This is a genomic window from Corynebacterium sp. BD556 (genome assembly GCF_038452275.1).
GTDB classification, from domain to species: domain Bacteria; phylum Actinomycetota; class Actinomycetes; order Mycobacteriales; family Mycobacteriaceae; genus Corynebacterium; species Corynebacterium mayonis.
Genome location: NZ_CP141643.1, coordinates 41,465 through 61,825, shown reverse-complemented (window position 1 = coordinate 61,825; position 20,361 = coordinate 41,465). Strand labels below are relative to the sequence as shown.

General features: G+C 62.2%; 23 protein-coding genes. 10 read left to right on the top strand and 13 right to left on the bottom strand.

What is annotated here, in order from left to right; genetic code table 11:
- Positions 1-50: 50 nt before the first annotated feature.
- The gene (locus VLL26_RS00285; RefSeq protein ID WP_342319164.1) at positions 51-755 is read left to right on the top strand and encodes a hypothetical protein; all 705 of its coding nucleotides are present in this window, start codon (positions 51-53) and stop codon (positions 753-755) included.
- A 29-nt stretch (positions 756-784) separates the two neighbouring features.
- On the opposite strand, the gene manA is transcribed toward VLL26_RS00285, so the two are convergent.
- The 4 genes from manA to VLL26_RS00265 are packed head-to-tail and all read right to left on the bottom strand — an operon-like array spanning position 785 to position 4,951.
- Complete coding sequence (manA, locus tag VLL26_RS00280; protein ID WP_342320212.1) at positions 785-1,969, bottom strand: mannose-6-phosphate isomerase, class I; 1,185 nt, start codon at positions 1,967-1,969, stop codon at positions 785-787.
- A gap of 55 nt (positions 1,970-2,024) precedes the next feature.
- On the bottom strand, positions 2,025-3,023 hold the full coding sequence (locus VLL26_RS00275; protein ID WP_342319163.1) for a hypothetical protein: 999 nt from the start codon (positions 3,021-3,023) through the stop codon (positions 2,025-2,027).
- 46 nt (positions 3,024-3,069) lie between these two features.
- Positions 3,070-4,455: a phosphomannomutase/phosphoglucomutase gene (locus VLL26_RS00270; RefSeq protein WP_342319162.1), complete on the bottom strand. Its 1,386-nt coding sequence runs from the start codon at positions 4,453-4,455 to the stop codon at positions 3,070-3,072.
- Positions 4,456-4,465: 10 nt separating this feature from the next.
- A complete protein-coding gene (locus VLL26_RS00265) occupies positions 4,466-4,951 on the bottom strand; it encodes a DUF3499 domain-containing protein (RefSeq protein WP_342319161.1) in 486 nt (161 codons plus the stop codon).
- Positions 4,952-5,165: 214 nt separating this feature from the next.
- Between VLL26_RS00265 and VLL26_RS00260 the strand changes: the two genes are divergently transcribed.
- Positions 5,166-5,567, top strand: coding sequence for a metallopeptidase family protein (locus VLL26_RS00260; protein ID WP_342320211.1), 402 nt, complete (start codon positions 5,166-5,168; stop codon positions 5,565-5,567).
- A 9-nt stretch (positions 5,568-5,576) separates the two neighbouring features.
- Here VLL26_RS00260 and VLL26_RS00255 read toward each other — a convergent pair whose 3' ends face one another.
- From VLL26_RS00255 to VLL26_RS00245, 3 genes are all read right to left on the bottom strand, one after another.
- Complete coding sequence (locus VLL26_RS00255) at positions 5,577-5,825, bottom strand: WhiB family transcriptional regulator (RefSeq protein WP_342320210.1); 249 nt, start codon at positions 5,823-5,825, stop codon at positions 5,577-5,579.
- A 363-nt stretch (positions 5,826-6,188) separates the two neighbouring features.
- Positions 6,189-7,298: an NDP-sugar synthase gene (locus VLL26_RS00250; protein WP_342319160.1), complete on the bottom strand. Its 1,110-nt coding sequence runs from the start codon at positions 7,296-7,298 to the stop codon at positions 6,189-6,191.
- Positions 7,299-8,258 carry a glycosyltransferase family 2 protein gene (locus VLL26_RS00245; RefSeq protein ID WP_342319159.1) on the bottom strand — a complete coding sequence of 320 codons (960 nt, stop codon included), beginning with the start codon at positions 8,256-8,258 and terminating at the stop codon, positions 7,299-7,301. It lies immediately after the preceding gene.
- 100 nt (positions 8,259-8,358) lie between these two features.
- On the opposite strand from VLL26_RS00245, the gene VLL26_RS00240 reads away from it, so the two are divergent.
- From VLL26_RS00240 to VLL26_RS00210, 7 genes are all read left to right on the top strand, one after another.
- Positions 8,359-9,924: an LCP family protein gene (locus tag VLL26_RS00240; RefSeq protein WP_342319158.1), complete on the top strand. Its 1,566-nt coding sequence runs from the start codon at positions 8,359-8,361 to the stop codon at positions 9,922-9,924.
- A 22-nt stretch (positions 9,925-9,946) separates the two neighbouring features.
- Positions 9,947-10,606: a TIGR03089 family protein gene (locus tag VLL26_RS00235; protein WP_342319157.1), complete on the top strand. Its 660-nt coding sequence runs from the start codon at positions 9,947-9,949 to the stop codon at positions 10,604-10,606.
- A 118-nt stretch (positions 10,607-10,724) separates the two neighbouring features.
- The gene (locus tag VLL26_RS00230; RefSeq protein ID WP_342319156.1) at positions 10,725-11,993 is read left to right on the top strand and encodes an ABC transporter substrate-binding protein; all 1,269 of its coding nucleotides are present in this window, start codon (positions 10,725-10,727) and stop codon (positions 11,991-11,993) included.
- A gap of 125 nt (positions 11,994-12,118) precedes the next feature.
- A complete protein-coding gene (locus VLL26_RS00225; RefSeq protein WP_342319155.1) occupies positions 12,119-13,123 on the top strand; it encodes a carbohydrate ABC transporter permease in 1,005 nt (334 codons plus the stop codon).
- Positions 13,120-13,941: a carbohydrate ABC transporter permease gene (locus tag VLL26_RS00220; RefSeq protein ID WP_342319154.1), complete on the top strand. Its 822-nt coding sequence runs from the start codon at positions 13,120-13,122 to the stop codon at positions 13,939-13,941. Before VLL26_RS00225 ends, VLL26_RS00220 begins: the two co-directional genes overlap by 4 nt.
- An 11-nt stretch (positions 13,942-13,952) precedes the next feature.
- On the top strand, positions 13,953-14,336 hold the full coding sequence (locus VLL26_RS00215) for a rhodanese-like domain-containing protein (RefSeq protein ID WP_342319153.1): 384 nt from the start codon (positions 13,953-13,955) through the stop codon (positions 14,334-14,336).
- 4 nt (positions 14,337-14,340) lie between these two features.
- Positions 14,341-14,538: a hypothetical protein gene (locus tag VLL26_RS00210; RefSeq protein WP_342319152.1), complete on the top strand. Its 198-nt coding sequence runs from the start codon at positions 14,341-14,343 to the stop codon at positions 14,536-14,538.
- Positions 14,539-14,824: 286 nt separating this feature from the next.
- Here the strand turns inward: VLL26_RS00210 and VLL26_RS00205 are convergent, their stop codons facing one another.
- From VLL26_RS00205 to VLL26_RS00180, 6 genes are read right to left on the bottom strand one after another with little or no spacing between them, the layout of a single operon-like run.
- On the bottom strand, positions 14,825-15,355 hold the full coding sequence (locus VLL26_RS00205; protein ID WP_342319151.1) for a YdcF family protein: 531 nt from the start codon (positions 15,353-15,355) through the stop codon (positions 14,825-14,827).
- A complete protein-coding gene (gene purE / locus VLL26_RS00200; protein WP_342319150.1) occupies positions 15,321-15,821 on the bottom strand; it encodes a 5-(carboxyamino)imidazole ribonucleotide mutase in 501 nt (166 codons plus the stop codon). Before purE ends, VLL26_RS00205 begins: the two co-directional genes overlap by 35 nt.
- Positions 15,822-15,825: 4 nt before the next feature.
- A complete protein-coding gene (locus tag VLL26_RS00195; RefSeq protein ID WP_342320209.1) occupies positions 15,826-16,980 on the bottom strand; it encodes a 5-(carboxyamino)imidazole ribonucleotide synthase in 1,155 nt (384 codons plus the stop codon).
- A 24-nt stretch (positions 16,981-17,004) separates the two neighbouring features.
- Entirely contained in the window at positions 17,005-17,430 is a 426-nt protein-coding gene (locus tag VLL26_RS00190) for a hypothetical protein (RefSeq protein ID WP_342319149.1), read from the bottom strand.
- A gap of 11 nt (positions 17,431-17,441) precedes the next feature.
- Positions 17,442-18,173, bottom strand: a complete 732-nt coding sequence (locus VLL26_RS00185; protein ID WP_342319148.1) for a biotin--[acetyl-CoA-carboxylase] ligase — start codon at positions 18,171-18,173, stop codon at positions 17,442-17,444.
- A 10-nt stretch (positions 18,174-18,183) separates the two neighbouring features.
- Positions 18,184-18,567 (bottom strand): holo-ACP synthase, encoded by a 384-nt coding sequence (locus VLL26_RS00180; protein WP_342319147.1) that lies wholly within the window; start codon positions 18,565-18,567, stop codon positions 18,184-18,186.
- A gap of 153 nt (positions 18,568-18,720) precedes the next feature.
- On the opposite strand from VLL26_RS00180, the gene VLL26_RS00175 reads away from it, so the two are divergent.
- Positions 18,721-20,355 (top strand): acyl-CoA carboxylase subunit beta, encoded by a 1,635-nt coding sequence (locus VLL26_RS00175; protein ID WP_342319146.1) that lies wholly within the window; start codon positions 18,721-18,723, stop codon positions 20,353-20,355.
- Positions 20,356-20,361: the final 6 nt, after the last annotated feature.

The window sequence follows — 20,361 nt, the reverse complement described above, 5'->3', positions numbered from 1 at the left end:
ACAGTTGTGACCTACGAGATGCGGCCGTGAATAAGGCGAAGGAGAGCAGCATGAATGAGCCCCGCAACCGAGTTGCGACATTCATGGCTTCCGGTTTTCTCGTCGCCATCCTTACCGGCTTAGCTGTGTGGCAACTTTCCCCGCCCACCTCTCCCGAAGGAGCTGGCTTTCAGGCACAGGAACCCTCCTTGGTCAGCAAAAACCCTGCCATGAGATCCAGCGCGCGAGAGATGAGTTCCTCTCCGGCCGCGCCGTCGACCTCCTCCCCAGCGCACACCTCTCACGTGGCCTCCGGCCTTGACGTTGACGTGGTGGAGCCAGGCGCCGATCAGCCGGTGGCCGCGCCGCCGCGCGATCTCTCCCATGATCCGCTGCTGCCCCCTAACGCTGTGGTCAACGAGGATCCGCAACCCATCACGCCTACGCAGGTCTACCGCCCCACCAACGTGATACCAACCTCTATGGCCCCCGAGGAAGCCACCGCGCAGATCGGCCCCGAAGAAGGCGAGGAACCCACCTCCACACCACCGGAGCTACCCTCCGAGACTGGAGAGGTGGGCCAGCCAACCGAACCTACCGCCCCAACGATTCCGCCGGTACTGCCCGCGACGCCTCCCCAGGAGCCACCTTCCACGATCCCAAGCACTCCCATTGCGGAGACCCCGCAGCCGCAACCGGGCACCAACCAGCAAGCCACCCCAGGCTCGATCAACGCGCCTTGGTGGGAACGTCTCCTCGGCCGTATCTCCCTCTAGCCGCACCAGGTGTCCCGCAACCCCATCGCTTAGGCCCGGGCGAGGAAGAATTGGCTGCCCTCACCGGCGGCTTTAATGCTCAAGGCATCGCCTGCAGGGACCCACACTGCTTGGCCGGGTGTGATGTCAAGCTTCGTCGTGGCGTCGGAGACACACGATTCGCCTTCAGTAGCGAGGATGATCGCCGGGCCGTCATGAGTGATGTTTAAAAACTGGCCCGCCTCCATGTCGAAGCGGCTCAGGCGGAAGTCCTCGCACGCCACGGCGTAAATAGTTTCAGGGCCATCGTGGCTGACGTCAACGTAGGCAGAATCGAGAGCCTTGAAACGGAGGATACGCAAGAGTTCAGGCACATCGACGTGTTTGGTGGTCAATCCGCCGCGCAGGACATTATCCGAGTTAGCCATGATTTCTACCCCCAGGCCACGCAGGTAAGCGTGAAGCTGTCCGGCGGCGAGAAAGATCGCTTCGCCTGGCTGCATCACCACGTGATTTAACAACAGCGATACGAGGGTGCCACTGTCGTGTGGATACTGTTCGGCAAGGGCAAGGAAGTTGCGGGCGGTTTGGCCGAGCCAGGTTGGGTCGTCAGCAAGCGTGAGCGCACATTCGCTCAGCTCTAAGATGAGTTCAGTGCGGGTGTTCGGCGGAAGCGCAATCCAGGTAGTAAACAGGGCACGCAGGCTTTCTTCATCGCCTTCGGGGCTGATCAGGGATTGGTAGCGTTCTAAGGCTGGGCAGGCGAGGGCGTCGAAAAGCTCGCGTATGCGTTCGCAGGGACGGAAACCCGCAAGGGCGTGGAACTCGGTTAACGCAACCATCAGCTCCGGTTTGTGGTTCGCATCGCGGTAGTTTCGCTCCGGGCTGGCAAGGTCAATACCCAGGGAATTTTCGCGCGCATAACCTTCCTCCGCCTGCAGTTTCGAGGGGTGGGCCTGGATGCTTAAAGGCTCACCGGCGGCTAAGAGCTTAAGCAGGAAAGGCAGGGCTGCGCCGAAATCTTTTGCGACCCGTGCGCCGAGAGCAGCTTGCGGGTCGGAGGCAATGATGTCGTCGAGGTTGCGTCCCTTCACTGTCGACGGCGCTGCGGTGTGCGCCCCGAACCACAGTTCCGCTTCGGGTTTCGGGGCGGGGGCCGGCAGGCCACGCAAGTTCGCGAACAGGGAACGCGAGCCCCACGGGTAAGACTTCAGTGAGGGCTCTAACCGCTCGATTGTCACGGGATACTCCATTCCTTGCACATTTTTCGGCGCTGCAAAATTTCCGACCTTACACGTCCATCGCTGTGGTGGCATAGGCGCGGACTATGAGGCGTGCCGCCGAGGCGGCTTCACCAAGGCTGGTTGGCTCGGTGTATTCGGCGCGCGAGCGAGGCAGGGAGCTTTTGGGCTCCGCCCACATAATGGTCTTTAAGGCTACCAGCTCGCCGCTGTCATCCCCATCGATGAAAGGGTCGTGAAAGATAGATGTTTCGGCGCTTTGCGCAGTAGCTTCCGGCAGTTCCGCCGCGCCCGTCAAACCGGAGGGGATGCCCCGCGCGGACCAGATGTGGGAGGCAAGCTTGGCCACTGCCTCCCCGCACCGGCTGATGCCCACGTGCAACACCCGGCCATGCGCGCTAAATGCCCGGAGTTGACGCGCGGCGTTGACTGTTTCCTCGCGCTGCGGCGACAGCGCTTGAAGTTCCACGTCAACCTCGTCGGCTAGGGCGTACAGATACTCCGCGATCATTTCGCTGGGCTGGGTGAGGCTGTCCAAAACGGCCCACACCAAGGCAAATGAGCGCAGCGGCGAGGCTTTCGCGGTGCTGGGCAGCGCCGGGATCACGGTTACAGAATCGGGTGCATCTTCGACGATGGGTGCCCTGTGCGGCCCCGCCACAATCCCTACCGCACCGCGACGTGTTGCGGTGCTTAGGCAACGTGTGTCGTCTCCGGTGCGGAAATCTTCGGTGCAGTCCCCCACCACCACAACGACGTCGAGCGGGCCGACGTAGTCTGGCAGGGTGCGTGTCACCACGACGGGCAGCGGCAGCGGGGCGCGCATGGTGGCGGCGGCTTCGGCGGCGGCCCGCGAGATGTGGTCAGTGGCGATCACGACTATGCTGCGCGGGTTGAAGCCGCGTAGCTGACCCAGGGCTCCTGCGGCCGCGCCGATGGCCCGAACTTGCGCGCCTTCGTGGGCAACGTCGAAGAAGCGGACCGTTTCCCTGTCGTAGTTGCCCGCCCCTTCGTAATAGTCCGCGGCGAAACTTTCGTTGCTGTCCATGCCACCAGGGTACTGAGAAAGCAGGCGCGGATTTCAGGCGCAGTTTTTAGGCGCGGATGAGGGCGAGGATTTCATCGGTGAGCTCGTTGACTTCTGCGCGGCTGGGGGCCTCAACATTGAGGCGCAACAAAGGCTCGGTGTTGGAGGCGCGCACGTTGAACCAGGCCTTCGTGTTTTTGAGGGTGACTGTCACTCCATCAAGGCGGTCGACGGTGTCGATGCGCTCTGCGAAAGCGTCGAGGACGCGCTGGGTGGCCTCGTTTTGATCGGCCACTTCCGAGTTGATTTCGCCGGAGGCGCTGTAGAGACTGTACTCGGCCATGAGCTTTGAAAGTGGCGCGTCTTGTTCCGCCAGGGCGGCGAGCACGTGGAGCGCTGCGACGAGGCCGGAATCGGCGTTGAAGAAGTCGGCGAAGTAGTAATGTGCGGAGTGCTCGCCGCCGAAAAGTGCGCCGGTGCGCGCCATTTCGGCCTTGATGTAGGAGTGGCCGACGCGGGAGCGCACAGCCGTGCCGCCGCGGTTTTCGATCAGTTCCGGCACGGCGCGGGAGGTGATCAAGTTGTGGATGATGGTTGCTCCCGGGTGCTCGGCGAGGGTGCGGTCGGCAACCAGTGCGGTGATCTCCGACGGAGACACTGGTTCGCCGCGTTCATCGACGACGAAGCAGCGGTCGGCGTCGCCGTCGAAGGCGAGGCCGATGTCGGCGTTGTGCTTGACGACGAATCCCTGAAGATCCACCAGGTTCTTCGGATCGAGCGGATTGGCCTCGTGGTTGGGAAAGGTTCCGTCCAGTTCGAAGTAGAGCGGCCGGATGTCGATGTTGTCAAGCACTCCGAGCACCGCTGGCACTGTTAGGCCTGCCATTCCGTTGGCGGCGTCGACGGCGACGGTGAGCTGTCGGCGGGTGGGCACGGCGACGAGCTGGCGGAGAAAGGCGGAGTAGTCTGCGAGTACGTCGCGTTTTGTGATGACGCCCGGCGAGCCGGCGTGGGCGGGAATGCCGCTGACGAGCATGCGCGCGATCTCGCCGAGTCCGGTGTCGGTGCTCACTGGGGTGGCCCCCGCCCGGCACAGTTTGATGCCGTTGTATGCGGCGGGGTTGTGGGAGGCGGTAAACATCGCGCCGGCGCAGCGCAGGGTTCCGGCGGCAAAGTAGAGCTCATCGGTGGAGGTCAGCCCAAGCTGGATGACGTCTAGGCCGTGCTCGGCGGCGCCGCGGCTGAAAGCCTCGGCCAGCTCTGGGGACGATGGGCGCATGTCGTGCCCCACCGCGATCGTGGTTTCGCCCTCGCCGCGCAGGATGGTTGCGAAGGCGGCGCCCACATCGTGGACGAAGTCGGCGTCAATCTCCTTGCCGACGAGCCCACGGATGTCGTAGGCTTTGATAATTTTGTCGATCTCCGAAGATACGCGCTCACGGTTGATAGCCATACTGGATATCTTAATTGTCCTGGGTGGCTCCCGGATCGGGCACTATGCGCAGATGCGCGCGACGGGCCTGCCGTGCGGCGTTGATTCGCTCCTCGATGCGCTTCGTGCGGTGGACCGGATGGTTCGAAGTCTCCGGGTCGTTGAAGTCGCGGGTTGCCGCGTACTCAATTGGGTCCTCGCTTGTGTCCACGAGGCCGGTGGTCACGCGCCCGGCCTCGCGCACGGCATTGGCTAGTGCGGTGAGTTCTTCGTCGTCAAGCTCCTCAAGGCTGTCGAGCTCGTCGTCATCGATGTGAACTCTTTCTACCCGCACCAAATCCCAACCGACAGGAGCGGTGATGTGGGCGGAGTGGCGCTCGCACAGGTCCCAGGCGTGCGGGTCCGGGGTAGGCGCCAGCGGGCCGATGACAGCCGTCGACTCCGCGTAGGCGTAGATCAACGTGGCAACGGCGGGTCGCCCGCAGCCCGGACGGCAGCATCGACGGAAAGTACTCACGGGGGCCAAGTCTAAACCTCCGCTCAACTTTCTGGGGCGGGGACACGCGACAGCGCCTGCCACCCGCAGGCAAGCGGCGGGCTTAACATCTTCAGGTATGACCCCGGTTGATCGTCCCGCACTCTCGTCCGTCCCCGAGGAGGGCCGTTTCCCCAGCCCGCTTCACCTGCGCCCGGCCCGCAACCGTCGGGGCCGCGGTGCGAGGGGGCCGCTTATGCCGGTGGCAGTGCCGCGCTACCGCTCCCGTTCGATGGCTTTCGACCAGCTCGTTCTTGAGTGTTACGCGCCTTTGCACAATATGTACTACGAGCAGCTTGCCGGAGTAGATCTTGCGGTGGACACCATCCCGCGTATGCGGCTGCGCGGCGACAGCCTTCTGCTTCCCGACGAGGTCGTGGCCGACGGGGCGGTCCCGTTGGGCCGTGTTTTGCAGGCGGGGATCGACCGGGAGAAAAACCCCACACGCGCCCGCTTCGTCGTTTTTCGGATGCCTGTGGAAAAAAGGGCCAAAACGAAGATGGAGCGCTCTGAGCTTCTCACGTGGATTTTGACCGCTCTTGTCGCCCACTATCTCAATATGGACCCTCGCGACATTGACAGTGATTTCCCCTGGTAGGGCTTAGGGTTAGCCGATCTGCTTCTTCAGACGTCGGCGCTCACGGTCGGACAGTCCGCCCCAGATGCCGAAGCGCTCGTCGTGTTCGAGCGCGTACTCGAGGCACTCGTCGCGCACCGGGCATGCTTGGCAGATGCGTTTGGCTTCGCGGGTGGAGCCGCCCTTTTCAGGGAAGAAAGCCTCCGGGTCCGTCTGGGCGCACAGCGCCTGATCCTGCCATTCCTGTTCGACGGCGCCGAACAGTTCGTCGAGGGTCATTCCGCCCGCGGCCGCGCCGCGGAGAATGGCGCTTCCAGCCGTATCTTCCACGCCGTCCCCTTTCCTGCATTGTGGTTGGTCGTGTGCCGAATGACGCGGAAGTGTTGGCCGAGGCAGTCTCGAGCTAGCTCCGCGTGCGCGTTACATCGATGTTATTTCCACAACCGATTCAACACTGAAGCGCTAAATAGCCGCAACATCTTCTTGGCGATACAGCACTCTTTTACCCCATCCCGCATGTCAATCGGCACATACGTCACACGGGCAACATCACCACTGATTCGGGGGTAAGAGGCGGGGGTACTACATGTTGTGGTACATTTTCGCCCACGCAACTAAAGCTCCTGTCGTGCGGCGTGGCACCTACGCATCAGGGGAAAACCGCACTCCGGAATCGGGAATCTCAACCCCCGGCCACACGCGCATCCCACCCTGCAACTCACACCGGGCGCCAATGCGTGCGCCCTCACCAATGACACAATCCGTGATCCGCGCGTTGGCACCAATGCGCGCCCCCGCAGCCACGATCGAACCACGAATAATCGCGCCAGGTTCAATGGTCACGCCGTCGAAAACCACAGAGTCATCAATGCGGCAGCCCGCACCAATATCGCTGCCCCGACCCACCGTTGTGCCGCCAACCAAAATGACTCCCCCGGCAACCCCCGCGGAGTCGTCGACAAGCGACTCTCCCGTTTTCCCCTCCAGCAGCGGCGAATACGCAATGCCGCGCACAAGATCCGAAGAACCTTGAACAAAATCCTCCGGGCGGCCCATATCGCGCCAATAAGAAGCGTCAACGTGGCCGACCACCTTCGCACCTTGGGAAAGCAGCCCCGGAAAAGTTTCGCGCTCGACAGAGACCACACGCCCCGGCGGAATCGACTCAATAACCGAACGCTTAAACACGTAGCAACCAGCGTTAATCTGATCCGTCGGCGGATCCTCCGTCTTTTCCAAAAAGGCCACCACATTACCCTCGTCATCCGTCGGCACCGAGCCGAAGGCACGCGGGTCGGGCACACGCACCAAATGCAGCGTCACATCGGCGCCTTTCGTCGTGTGAGTATCCAAAAGAGCACCGAGATCCGCACCGGAGAGAACGTCGCCGTTGAAAACCATGACGTTGTCGTGGCGCAACCGGTCAGCGACATTGCGAATCGCCCCGCCGGTCCCCAACGCCTCCTCCTCCACCACGTAATCAATCTCAAGCCCGAAATCGGAGCCGTCACCAAAGTATTCCTCGAAAACCTCAGCACGATAAGAAGTTCCCAAGACCACATGGGACAAACCCGCCCGGCCAATACGCGCCAACAGGTGACTTAGAAAAGGAAACCCAGCAGTGGGCAGCATCGGCTTCGGCGTAGACACCGTCAACGGACGAAGCCGGGTGCCGCGCCCGCCCACAAGAACCACCGCATCCGCGTCAGCACTCAGGTTCCCACCGAGGTTGCCTGCCAACTTCTCCACCATCTACAACCCGTTCCTTTCACGTCGACTGCGATTAAGCCCTCGCGCACCACACCACGCCTGCAGTGCAGCTCTCACCTTCAGCCCCAGCCACAACGCCCAGCGCAATGGGGCCTGCCACAGCGCCGGGTGACGGTCCGCCTGAAAACGGTACGCGGAGGCGTGGTGCGCGGGCACCGTGACACGCGAATACTTGTCAGCCACATGCCCTTGGTCATGCAGGATCACCGCCTCCGGGCAATACAGGTTCACCCACCCGGCGCGCGCCAGCCGATCACCGAAGTCGATGTCTTCCATATACATGAAGTAACGCTCGTCGAAACCGCCGATTGCCTCAAAAGCCTCCCACCGAACCAGCAGGCACGCCCCAGAAAGCCACCCGGCGCTGCGCTCGACGTCCATGTCCTCGCCCGCCTGATAAACGGCGCTAAACGGGTTAGAGGGCCAGAACTCATAAAGCAAGGCATGACCAATCCCGGTGACCAACCCTGGGATCCGGCGCGCACTCGGATAGGTGGAGCCGTCGGCTTCCTCAATACGAGGCCCGACTGCACCGGCGGCCCTGACCCTTTCGGCGGCGCGAACAAGCGTATCCACGCTGCCCTTGGTAAACCGCACATCCGGGTTTGTGATCAGGACATAGTCGGCGTCGATTAATCCCTTGGCGCGGCGCTGCCGAAGCGCGCGCACCGCCGCGTTGATCGCCGCACCGTAGCCGATGTTGCCGCCCGTGGGGAGAAACTCGACGTTATGGCGCTGTGCGGCAAGTTTCTGCGGCACCCCGTCTGTGGAGCCGTTATCCGCGCATACCAAAAGTATCTCCCTGGCAGTAGCCTGCTCAAGGGAGTCGATAAGGGCACCGAGATGCTTTCCCGGCGAGTACGTCACCGTGATGACGGCCAAAGTCGCATCCAAGTTGTGCGGGGCGTTTTCCACCTTCTCCACCGTTTCGTGCGGGTTCAACGAATGAACGTCAGTCTACCTACCGGAAGTGACCTAGCCCGACTGCGAAACCCACTCGAACATCCCGGGCATTTATTGACAATGTCGTATACTTCCTCGCGTGAATGACAGCTACAGGCGCGCTCGCGACATCCAGCCAGCTCCCTCGCGCACGAGGGACCTGTCTCAGTCCGGCCACCCTGTAGTGCGTGGCATTTTGGCAATGACCTCGGCGGCCATCCTCGTTGTCTCCGGCGTCGGGCATTTTTCCGTGGGCAACCTCGGCGGCAACCTTTCTGCCTCGGAGCTGACCATCTACCGGGACAAGAACGAAGCCACGCTCGACGGCGCCACCGACATTTTGCTCGTCGGTTCCGACTCGCGCACCGACGCGCAAGGCAACCCGCTGAGCCAGGCAGAACTCGATCGTCTCAACGCCGGCATTTCCGACGGGGAGAGCAACACCGACACAATCATGATCATCCGGGTGCCGGCAGATGGCTCCCGCGCTACCGCAGTCTCCATCCCCCGCGACACCTACATCAGCGACAAAAGGTACGGGAACATGAAGATCAACGGCGTGTACGCGGTATACGCCCAGGCCAAACGCGAGGAGTTGATGTCCCGGGGGCTGCCGGAGGGGCAGTCCTTGGAGCAGCAGGTGGCGCGCGCGGGCCAGGAGGGCCTCATCGACGCGGTGGCCGATTTGACCGGAGTGAAAGTAGACCACTTCGCCCAAGTGGGCCTGCTCGGCTTCGTCTTGCTTACCGACGCCATCGGCGGCGTCGACGTTTGCTTGAACGAAGCCGTCGACGAACCATTGTCGGGGGCAAAGTTTCCTGCGGGCCAGCAAACCCTCAACGGTGCGGAAGCCTTGTCCTTCGTGCGCCAGCGCCACGACCTACCCCGCGGCGACCTCGACCGCATCGTGCGGCAGCAGGCTTACATGGCTTCCTTGGTACAAAAGGCCCTGTCGGCGGGCACGCTGACCAACCCGGCGCGGCTGCGTGAGTTGTCCAACGCCGCCGGACGATCAGTCACCCTTGACCAAGGCTGGGACATCGTCGGCTTTGCCCAGCAGATGTCCGGCCTGGCTGGCGGCAACATCATCTTCAACACCATCCCCGTCACCTCCGTCAACGGCACAGGCGACTACGGCGAATCCATTGTCACTGTTGACCCTCAGCAGGTACAGCAGTTCATGGAGGACCTTGTCAACCCGCCGAAGGTGCACAACCCGGACGCTTCGGGAGGCGTTGAGGCAGATGGGCAGGCGCCGGCTGCGCTGGGCAACTCCGAGGTGTTGATGCTCAACGCCGGTTCTTCACCTGGGTTAGCCGCCGCGGTGGGAAGGTTTTTACGCGAGGAAGGCGTGACCGTCTCGAGCGTGTCCAACGCGGTGCCTGGCATCTACAGCTACCCGCAGGTTGTCGCAGCTAACCCAGAAGATCCCGCGGCCAAGGCGCTGGCGGAAAGGCTTGGTGGTCTGCCCATTACCTCCAACGACAGCCTGGAGCCTTCCAGCCTGATCGTGGTTGTCACCGACGACTACTTCGGCCCGGGCGCCGACAACGTGGAGCAGTTGCAGGCAACGGATACCGTGGGAACACCAGGTGAGGACTTCGGGTCGGCTGAGATCGCGCCCGAGATCGACGCCGGCGGCACCGGTCCGCGCTGCGTGAACTAGCCCGCCGATATGATGGGCAGGCATGAGCATGCTGTCTCCCCTTTTGGTTTCCAACCCGTCGAGTCCGCGGCTTTCCTTTTATGACGAGTCTGCTGGCACACGCATGGATTTTTCCGCGCAGACCCTGGATAACTGGGCGAGCAAGGTGGCCAATATGCTCGATGAGGAGTTCGATTTGGGCGCCGATGCCGCTGTTCTTATCGATATCCCCGTGTCTTGGCAGGCCGCCGTCATCGCCCTGGGCACCTACAATTCTGCCCGGCTCCCCACCTTCGCTAAGAGCGCTTCTGCCGATCCTGATGTTGTGTTTACTACGCTAGAAGGCGCCGCCCGTTTTACCCATGTGCCGGATGTGGTGGTCGTTTCCGACGATCCCTTTGGCCGCGGTGTTGTCGAATCTGGTGGAGATCTTCCCTTAGGCGCTGTGGACTTCGGACCTACCGTTCGCTTCTACGGCGACGAGTACTTCGGCCCCAGCCCGCAGTTGTCTTCTTGGGCGCGAGAGGATCTTCACGCGCAGCGTTACTTCGTTTCCCCCTGGCACAACCGGGAGGATTTCGAGGCGCGGATCTTGGGCCCCTTGGCCGCTGGCGGTTCGGCGGTGGTGGTCACAGGGCTTGCTTCCGCGGACCGCCTTGAGGCGATCATGGAGGCAGAAAACGTCACCCGTCGCCTCCTGTGAGGGCGCACAATAATGTCCGAATCCACCCCCAGTAGTGGGTAACTACACCAAGATTGCCCGAGTGCGGGGGTATTGAAACTACATTGAAAGCACCGTATGTACTGAAAGGTGTTTTTTGATGAATCTTGTTACCCGCAAGACCGGCGCTGCGTTGGGTGCTGCAGTTTTGGCCACCGCAACCCTAACCGCCTGCTCCTCCGACTCCGGATCCGGCTCGTCCTCCGCCAACTCGGAACCCGCCACCCAAGCTGCAGGTTCTGAGGCTGGGCGCGGCCCCATCACGTTCGCGATGGGCCGCAACGACACCGACAAGCTCGCTCCGATCATTGAGAAATGGAACGCCGAGCACCCGGACGAGAAGGTCACTCTCGCGGAGCTCGCTGGCGAGGCCGACGACCAGCGCGACACCCTCGTGCAGTCTTTGCAGGTCGGCAACGCCGATTACGACGTAATGGCCCTGGACGTTGTCTGGACGGCAGATTTCGCCGCCAATCAGTGGCTTGAGCCGCTTGAGGGCGATTTCGCAGTGGATACCTCTAAGTTGCTGCAGTCCACTGTCGATTCCGCCACCTACGGCGGTAAGCTCTACGCCCTGCCGCAGAACACCAACGGCCAGCTTCTGTTCCGCAACACCGACTTGGTGGCGGACAAGCCCGACACCTTCGATGACATCAAGTCCGCTTGCGAGGCCATTGAGGGTGACTGCCTGACCACTCAGCTCAAGCAGTACGAGGGTCTGACCGTCAACACGCTCGGTTTCATCAATGGCTGGGGCGGCGATGTCATCGACGACAATGGCGAGCCGACCGTCGAGTCCGAAGAGGCCAGGGAGGGCCTGCAGGCGCTTGTCGACGCCTACGCTGACGGCACGATCGCCAAATCCTCCACCGCCACCACCGAGGAGGAGACAAACCTGTCGTTTACCGAGGGCACGACGGCGATGGCGATTAACTGGCCATACATGTACTCAAACGCTGTTGAGGCAGGCGTGAATTTTGAGGTCCAGCCGCTGGTCGGCAAGGACGGGGTGGGCGTGTCCACCCTGGGCGGCTACAACAACGGCATCAATATCAACTCTCAGAACAAGCAGACCGCCAAGGACTTCATCGAGTTCATTGTCTCGGAGGAAAACCAAAAGTCTTTCGCGGAAGCTTCCTTCCCGCCGGTTTTGGCCTCCATCTATGACGATGAGAGCCTCATCGACGAGCACCCGTACCTTCCTGCCTTGAAGGTATCGCTGGAAAATGCGAAGCCGCGTCCGGTTTCCCCGTTCTACCCGGCTATTTCTAAGGCCATCCAGGACAACGCTTACGCCGCCCTGACCGCCGGCAAGAGCGTTGAGGACGCCACCCGCGACATGGCTGCCGCCATCAAGCAGGCCTCCTAAACCTAACCGGCACAGTTGGCTGCCACGCCCGCGCCCCATGACGGTGCGGGCGTTTCGCCTTTGTGGGGAAGCGTTAGACTTCACATAATTGCTAGCGCCCATCTTCGACGCTTTATGAGGATCACATGAGCACTGCCCCAACCCGCGCCAAAGTACCGCGCGACACCGGCAAGGCAGCCGGGCTCGTCGCCCCAGCGTTGATCGTGCTGGCCATCGTCATCGGCTACCCGATCATCCGCGCAATCTGGTTGTCCTTTCAAGGCAACCGCCGCTTAGACCCCCAAACTGGAGTGTTTACCGACGGCGGCTTCGCCGGGCTGGAGAACTATCTCTACTGGATCACCAACCGGTGCATGTCACCGTCGGGCGTGGTAGGCCAGTGCCCACCCGGAGTGCTCGCCACCGACTTCTGGCCGGCGGTTCGCATCACCTTGTTTTTTGCCGTGGTCACTGTGCTCCTGGAAACCATTTTGGGCATGACCATGGCCTTGATCATGAACACCGAGTCGGCTGGACGCGCCTTCATCCGCGCCGCGGTGCTCGTGCCCTGGGCTATTCCCACGGCCGTGACAGCTAAGCTGTGGCAGTTTATGTTCGCCCCCGCCGGGATCGTTAACTCCCTGCTCGGCTCTAACATTGCTTGGACCACCGACCCGTGGGCTGCCCGCAGCGCCGTTATCATCGCCGATGTGTGGAAAACCGCACCGTTTATGGCGCTGCTCATCCTCGCTGGCCTCCAGATGATCCCGAAGGAGGTCTACGAAGCCGCGCGAGTCGACGGCGCTAGCAGGTGGCAACAGTTCACCCGCATCACCATGCCGCTGGTCCGCCCAGCGCTCATGGTCGCCGTACTCTTTCGCACCCTTGATGCTCTGCGCATGTACGACCTGCCCGTCATCATGATCTCCGGTTCCTCCAACTCACCCACCGCAACGATTTCCCAGTTGGTCGTCGAAGACATGCGCCAAGGCAACTTCAATTCCGCTTCCTCGCTATCGACACTGATCTTTCTGCTCATCTTCGCCGTCGCGTTCATCATGATCCGCTTCCTCGGCGCCGATGTGCGCGGCGACGAGAAACCTAAACGGCGGCTCACGGGGCGCCGCACAGCGAAGGAGTCCGCCAAATGAGAAAGCTCTGGCACTACATCGGCGTCATCTTCATCATGTTCTGGGGACTTGCACCCTTCTATTGGATGCTGATTACCGCGCTGCGCGACAAGGCGTACACTTTCGACACCACTCCGTGGCCCACACACGTGACGCTGGAAAATTTCCGCGACGCGCTCGCCACCAACAAAGGAAACGACTTCTTAGGCGCCATTGGCAACTCGCTGATCATTTCCCTGTCTACAACCGCACTAGCTGTACTCGTGGGCGTGTTTACCGCCTACGCCATCGCCCGGTTGGATTTCCCCGGCAAAGGCATCATCACCGGCATCATCCTCGCCGCCTCAATGTTTCCAGGCATCGCACTCGTAACGCCTTTGTTCCAGCTCTTTGGCAACCTCGGCTGGATCGGCACGTACCGTGCCATGGTCATCCCCAACATTTCCTTCGCCCTGCCGCTGACGATCTACACTCTCATCTCGTTTTTTCAGCAGCTACCATGGGACCTCGAGGAAGCGGCGCGTGTCGACGGCGCCTCGCGCGGGCAGGCCTTCCGCCTGGTCCTGCTGCCGCTGGCCGCACCCGCCATCTTCACCACGGCGATTTTGGCGTTCATCACCACCTGGAACGAGTTCATGCTCGCCCGCCAACTGTCCACCACCGCGACCGAACCCGTCACGGTGGCCATCGCACGCTTTTCCGGGCCGAGCGCCTTTGAGTACCCCTACGCCGCGATCATGGCGGCGGGCTCCCTTGTCACCGTGCCGTTGATCATCATGGTGCTTATCTTCCAGCGCCGTATCGTCTCCGGTTTGACCGCTGGCGGTGTCAAGGGCTAATGCGCGGCTCTATGGCACTGCTGGAGCAGGCGCGCTCGCAGATCCGCCGCGTCGCGCCGCGCGAGGCCTTCGAGTCGGGGGCCACGCTTATAGACATCCGCACCGCCGCCCACCGCGCCACCGGCGGCGACATCCCCGGCGCAATCGTTGTCGATTTAACCGTCCTGCCCTGGCGCCTCGACCCGACCTTCGCCTGGCGCATCCCGGAGGCCACCTCCTGGGATAGGCCGTACGTGCTCATTTGCCGGCACGGGTTTTCCTCCTCCGTCGCGGTTCATCTTCTGCAACAGATGGGCCTAACCAACGTGGCCGACGTTGACGGGGGTTTCGAGGCATGGGTGGCGGCGGGCCTGCCGGTCGCCTTGTCGGGCTACACCGCGGACGTGCGGGAGTAGACAGGTGAACACACGCCACGACCTTCTTTGGCAGACCGCAATCGGCTTCGTCGGGTTTTTCGCCGCACTAGCCCTCATCCAGGCGGTGTTCAACCTGTTTAGACCTGAGCCTGCGCTGTGGCCGGGGTTATTAGCCGGGGCACTATGCTTGGCCACGTGGCGGCTGGTCCGCCGGTGGCTGCGGGTCAGGTCACACCGTTAAGGCTCTGAGGTGGCGCCCAAAGGGCTGTTCTTAATTTCATTCGCCTCCCCGGTGAAGGCAATCACCTCCAAAGGTTGGGCTTTCCCTGTATGCCCTGGCATGCGCCGCCGCGTGAATCAAAGGGCTCCGCCGCCGCAGAGGCGCTCGCAGAAAAAATGGTGCTTGCGTTGGCGCCGCGATCCACGCTGGCTTTTCTTGGTTACGTGAGCACTCACCGCGAACCCTTTTTCAAACGTGGGCGCTGCGAGCCAAAACAACCCTGCGACCTTCCGCCCCGGAGTCAAGGTCACCCGGTTGCAGCTTTGTTTCCGCCTAATCGATGTGTGTGCAACCTCCGCACCGCTTTGCGCCACGCCACGCGGGCAATGGAGTGCGGCAGGGCCACAATTTCGCGGGCGTAGTTTTTGAGTCGGCACCGTCGCGGAGTGGGAGCAGCAATAACGCGCACAGGGATGCCGAGGTGCCAGGCCCAGACGCGGGTACGCAGAACGTGGAAGTTATTCGTTACCACGCTAAGGTAGGCGGCGTCGGGGAAAAGGGCACGGGTGTTTTCGAGATTTTCGTTGGTGGATTCTGCGCGAAGCTCCGCCACGATTGCTTCCGGGGGCACATTCTTGTCGGCAAGCCAGGCGGCCATGGCTTCGGCTTCATTGCGACCACTGACCACCAGGGCACTTGCGGGGGTGGAGGACCAGAGGTCAAGGGCCGTCGACAAGCGTGCTTCAAGCATGCGGGAGGGGCGCCCGTCGATGATGCGGGCGCCCAATACGACAATGGGTGGGTTATTCACCCAGCAACCGGTTGCGCAGGGCTTCATCCTTGCGCTCCACCTCGGCAGCCATGTTTTCCTGATAGTCGGCCATCTTGGCAAGCAGCGCAGGATCGGCCACGGCGAGGATACGTGCGGCGAGCAGACCAGCGTTTTTGGCCCCGCCGATCGACACAGTGGCGACGGGAACTCCACCCGGCATCTGCACAATGGACAACAACGAATCGAGCCCGTCGAGGTCCTTGAGCGCCCGGGGAATACCGATAACTGGCAACGGTGTGGCGGCGGCCACCATGCCCGGCAGGTGGGCCGCACCTCCCGCGCAGGCGATGATAACCTTCAGCCCGCGTTCGTGGGCGGAGGAGGCGTACGCCAGCATCTTCTCGGGTGTACGGTGCGCAGAGACCACCCCCACCTCGAAGGGGATGGAGAACTCCGCGAGGATCTCCGCCGCCGGGGCGACAGTGTCCCAATCGGAGTCCGAGCCCATGATCAGGCCAACAATCGGCTGCATGTTTCTACTTTCCTTTCCATTCCGCGTGGACGATGAAGTGGGCGGCGTCTTCGGCACTTGCGCGCACCTGCTCGTAGTCCTCGCCGGTGATGTTAACGTGGCCCATCTTGCGGCCCGGACGCCAGTTTTTGCCGTACAGGTGGACCTTCGCCTCCGGGTAGCGGCGCATCACCTCAACGACCCGCTCGCGCATGGGCATGGCCGGATCCTTTTCCGCACCCAAGGTATTGACCATGACCGTGACGGGCGCGACGGGCTCCGTAGATCCGAGTGGCCAGTCCAAAACGGCACGCAGGTGCTGCTCGAACTGGCTGGTCACGCTACCTTCCTGGGTCCAGTGGCCGGTGTTGTGGGGGCGCATCGCCAGCTCGTTGACAACCACACCCTCACCGGTCTGGAACAGCTCCACAGCGAGCACGCCCGTGACATCAAGTTCGGTGGCGATGCGCACGGCCAGGTCGCGGCAATAGGCAGCCAGGTCGCTGTCGAGCTGCGGAGCCGGAGAGATTGCGACGCGACAAATGCCGTCGTCTTGGACGGACTCAACAACGGGCCAGGAAAGTACCTGACCTGAGCGGTTGCGGGCTACCATGGCTGAGAGCTCACGGTCGAAAGGAATCTTGCGCTCGGCATAAAGCGGGGTGCCCTTGTCCACAAGATGCTGGGCCAACTGCGCGCACTTCTCGCGGGTGTCGGGAAACCACACGCCGTTGCCGTCGTAGCCGCCGCGGCTGGCTTTCAGACACACCGCACCCTCGACACGATCCCAGAACGCGTGGGCGTCCGCGGCGGAGGTGATCGGGGCGAAGACGGGCACGGGGGCACCGATGGAGCGCAGCTTGGTGCGCTGCTCCAATTTGTCCTGCGCGAAAATGAGGGCGTGCGGGCGCGGTTCGACGTTAACTCCGGCGTCGATAAGCGCTTGCGCGTACTCGTTGGGGACGTGCTCGTGGTCAAAAGTGACCGCATTAGCGCCTTCAACGGCCCTCTCAAGGTCGTTGAAGTTTGAATAATCACCCATCTGCACCTCACCGAATACCTGAGCGGCGGAGGCGTCCTCGGCGCCGGCGAGCACCCTGGTGTTTAGGCCTAGCTCGATCGCGGCTGTGTGCATCATGCGGGCGAGTTGGCCGTCGCCGACAACGACGACAGTGGGCATTGTGTTGTCTGTAGTCACGCCCGCCTAGTGTAGACCCTGAAGCTGCGAGTTCAGCACCTTCTCCACCTTCTTGGCCTTGCCCACCTCCGGGTAGTGCAGGGGGCGGCCGAGACCGTAGACGGCGAGTGTGAGCCCGCCGCGCTCCCGACGTGCGGAGTGGATCTGGCGCAGCGGAATTGAGTCGCCCTGCGCCACGACACGACGGTTGGTCACCGTGAACCGGCGGCGGCGCGAACGCACCACCGGAAAGATGAAACGCAGCACAACCAGCAACCCCCACAGCGCCACCACCGCATTGCGGAAAAGCGGTTCAATGCCGCCAACGTCCATCCAACCGATCGCCATCCAGCACACGCCGGTGACCACAACCGTTTCCAGCAGGGGAAAAATGAGCCCGCTGATAGGCCCGCACGTGTCGGCGAGAACCACCTCGCCTTCGCTCATCCTCATGAAGGCTGACTTTAGCGAGTCGGCCGCAGGTGAGTCACGTCGCCAGCGGAAAAGGCTACGCCGTCGATGATGACCTCGCCCGTCTCCGTCACCCCGTCGACGACCCCTGCAACGTCGCCGTTCGGGCGTTGCAGGCGCACTAACTGACCGATGGTAACGCAGGAAGCGCGGTAGTCTCCGAGGAGTTGCGGGTCGTTGTCGCGCCACTGCCGCATCCTCTCTCCCAGGGCAAGCAAGGTATCGGCGGCGAAGCGGTCCCACTCAACGTCGCGGCCTTCGAGATTGAGCGATGTCGCTGTGTCCACGGGAAGGTCCTCGCGGCGCCAGGCGACGTTGAGACCCACGCCCACCACCACCCGCGGCTGGGGCGTGTTGAGCTCGGCCTCGGTGAGGATGCCGGCGAGTTTTTTGCCGCCCAAAAGGACGTCGTTGGGCCATTTCAGGTTGGCGTCGGGCACCACGTCGGTCACAGCCAAGCCAGCCGCCAGGGGAATCAAGCCTGCCCGTTCGACCTCGTCAATGCTGATGAGCGCGCTGAAGCACAGTTGAGAACCTTTTGGGGTGACCCATGTTCGGCCCATGCGGCCGCGGCCGGCGGTTTGTTCGTCGGCGATGAGGACGTCTCCTGGTTTTCCTGTAGCAAGCAGCAAGGCGTTGGTGGAGCCGACCGATTCGACCCAGCGCACATCGCGCCACACGTGGGCGACCTCGGAGTTGATAAATTGCATGTCGTGGACAGTCATGGGGCCGAGTCTAAGACGAAGCGATCAGACACACGGCCACCGCGTAGTCCGCGTCGTGGGAGATTGACAGCGATACTGCAGCGGGTCCGTGCCGCGCGATGCGGCCACGCAGCACTAAAGCGACTCGCCCGAAGGCGTCTGGGACCACCTCGATCTCCGCGAAGTTGACGTCCTCCGGGCTGATTGCGGGAGGCGAGCCGTACAGCGACTGCGACCACGCCTTGATATATGCCTCCTTCGCCGCCCACCGCCCGGCCAGCGAGGCCGCTCGGTTGGGTTTGTCTTTGCACGTGCGTAACTCGCGGTCGGTAAATACGGCGGTGAAACGGGAGCCGGGTGAATCGAGCTGTTCGGCGAAACCCGGAACGTGCACGATATCGGTGCCGATGTGCATGCAAAGACCCTCTCAAAACGCAGACGTGGCGAAAATCACATTTGAGAATAACAGCACGGCAAACGCCATACTTACCGCCCCGTAACCTACTAATGCGTAACTTTATGTATTTCGCGTACCTAATTAGGCCCACCGAACATTACACTGCGCCGCATGACTGTTTCTTCCCACATGACTGACTTGGAAGGTCTGGACGCTCCACAGTCCACCGCCGACAAAATCGCCGACCTGAAGCGCCGCCGCGAAGAAGCCCACACCCCGATGGGAAAAGCCGCCCACGACAAGGTGCGCGACGCTGGGCGCCTCACTGCCCGCGAGCGCCTCGACTACCTGCTCGACGAGGGCTCCTTCGTCGAAACCGACCAATTAGTGCGCCACCGCACCCACGAGTTCGGAATGGAAAAGAAACGCCCTGTCACCGACGGCATCGTCACTGGATGGGGCACCATCGACGGCCGCGAAGTGTGCGTGTTTTCACAGGACGGCACCGTCTTCGGCGGTGCCCTCGGTGAGGTTTACGGCGAAAAGATGGTCAAGATCCAACAGCTCGCCGTAACCACCGGCCGCCCATTGATCGGTCTCTACGAAGGTGCCGGGGCCCGCATCCAGGAAGGCGCGGTGTCCCTGGATTGGATCGCCCGAACCTTCTACCAAAACGTCAAGGCCTCCGGCGTCGTCCCGCAGATCTCCGTGATCATGGGGGCTTGCGCCGGTGGCAACGCCTACTCCCCCGCCTTAACCGATTTCGTGGTCATGGTGGATAAGACCTCCAAGATGTTCGTCACTGGCCCGGACGTGATCACCACCGTCACCGGCGAGGTGATTACCCAAGAAGAACTCGGCGGCGCCTGGCCACACATGAACACCGCCGGCAACTGCCACTACGTCGCCTCCTCCGACGAGGACGCCCTCGACTGGGTGACCGACCTGGTGGGCTTTTTGCCGAATAATTCACGCAGCATGCCCCCTTCGGAAAACTTCAGTGTTGAGGAAGTTGACACCGAAATCACCGAGGCGGATCTAGCGCTCGACAGCATTATCCCGGATTCACCGAACCAACCTTATGACGTGCGCGAGGTCATCTCAGCGCTCGCCGACGACGGCGAGTTCTTTGAGATCATGCAGCAACGCGCCGAAAACGTCGTCACAGCCCTCACCCGCATTGATGGCGAGGTCGTGGCCATTTTGGCCAACCAACCCAGCGTGTTCGCCGGCTGTCTCGACATTGATTCCTCGGAGAAGGCGGCCCGCTTCGTACGCACCGTCGACGCTTTCAACATTCCGCTCGTGCTGCTTGTCGACGTCCCCGGCTTCCTGCCCGGTGCCAGCCAAGAACACGGCGGCATTTTGCGCCGCGGGGCGAAGTTGCTCTACGCCTACGCGGAGGCAACCGTGCCAAAAATCACGGTGACCATGCGCAAGTCTTACGGCGGCGCCTACTGCGTCATGGGGTCGAAGGGTTTAGGCGCGGACGTGAACCTGGCGTGGCCGACCGCTCAGATCGCTGTGATGGGAGCGGCGGGCGCGGTGGGCTTTATCAACCGCAAAGACATTAAGGCCGCGAAGGAATCCGGCATGGACGAGGCCGAGTTGGCGGACTTAATCAAAAGCTTCGAGCGCGAGTACGAAGACGCAATTTTAAACCCCTACCTTGCCGCTGAGCGCGGTCTCATCGACGCCGTCATTTTACCCTCCGAAACCCGCACCGCTGTGGCCGCTAACCTGCGCCTCTACCGCGACAAAACCGTTGCCCGCCCGGCGCGCAAGCACGGCAACATCCCGCTGTAAAAGACT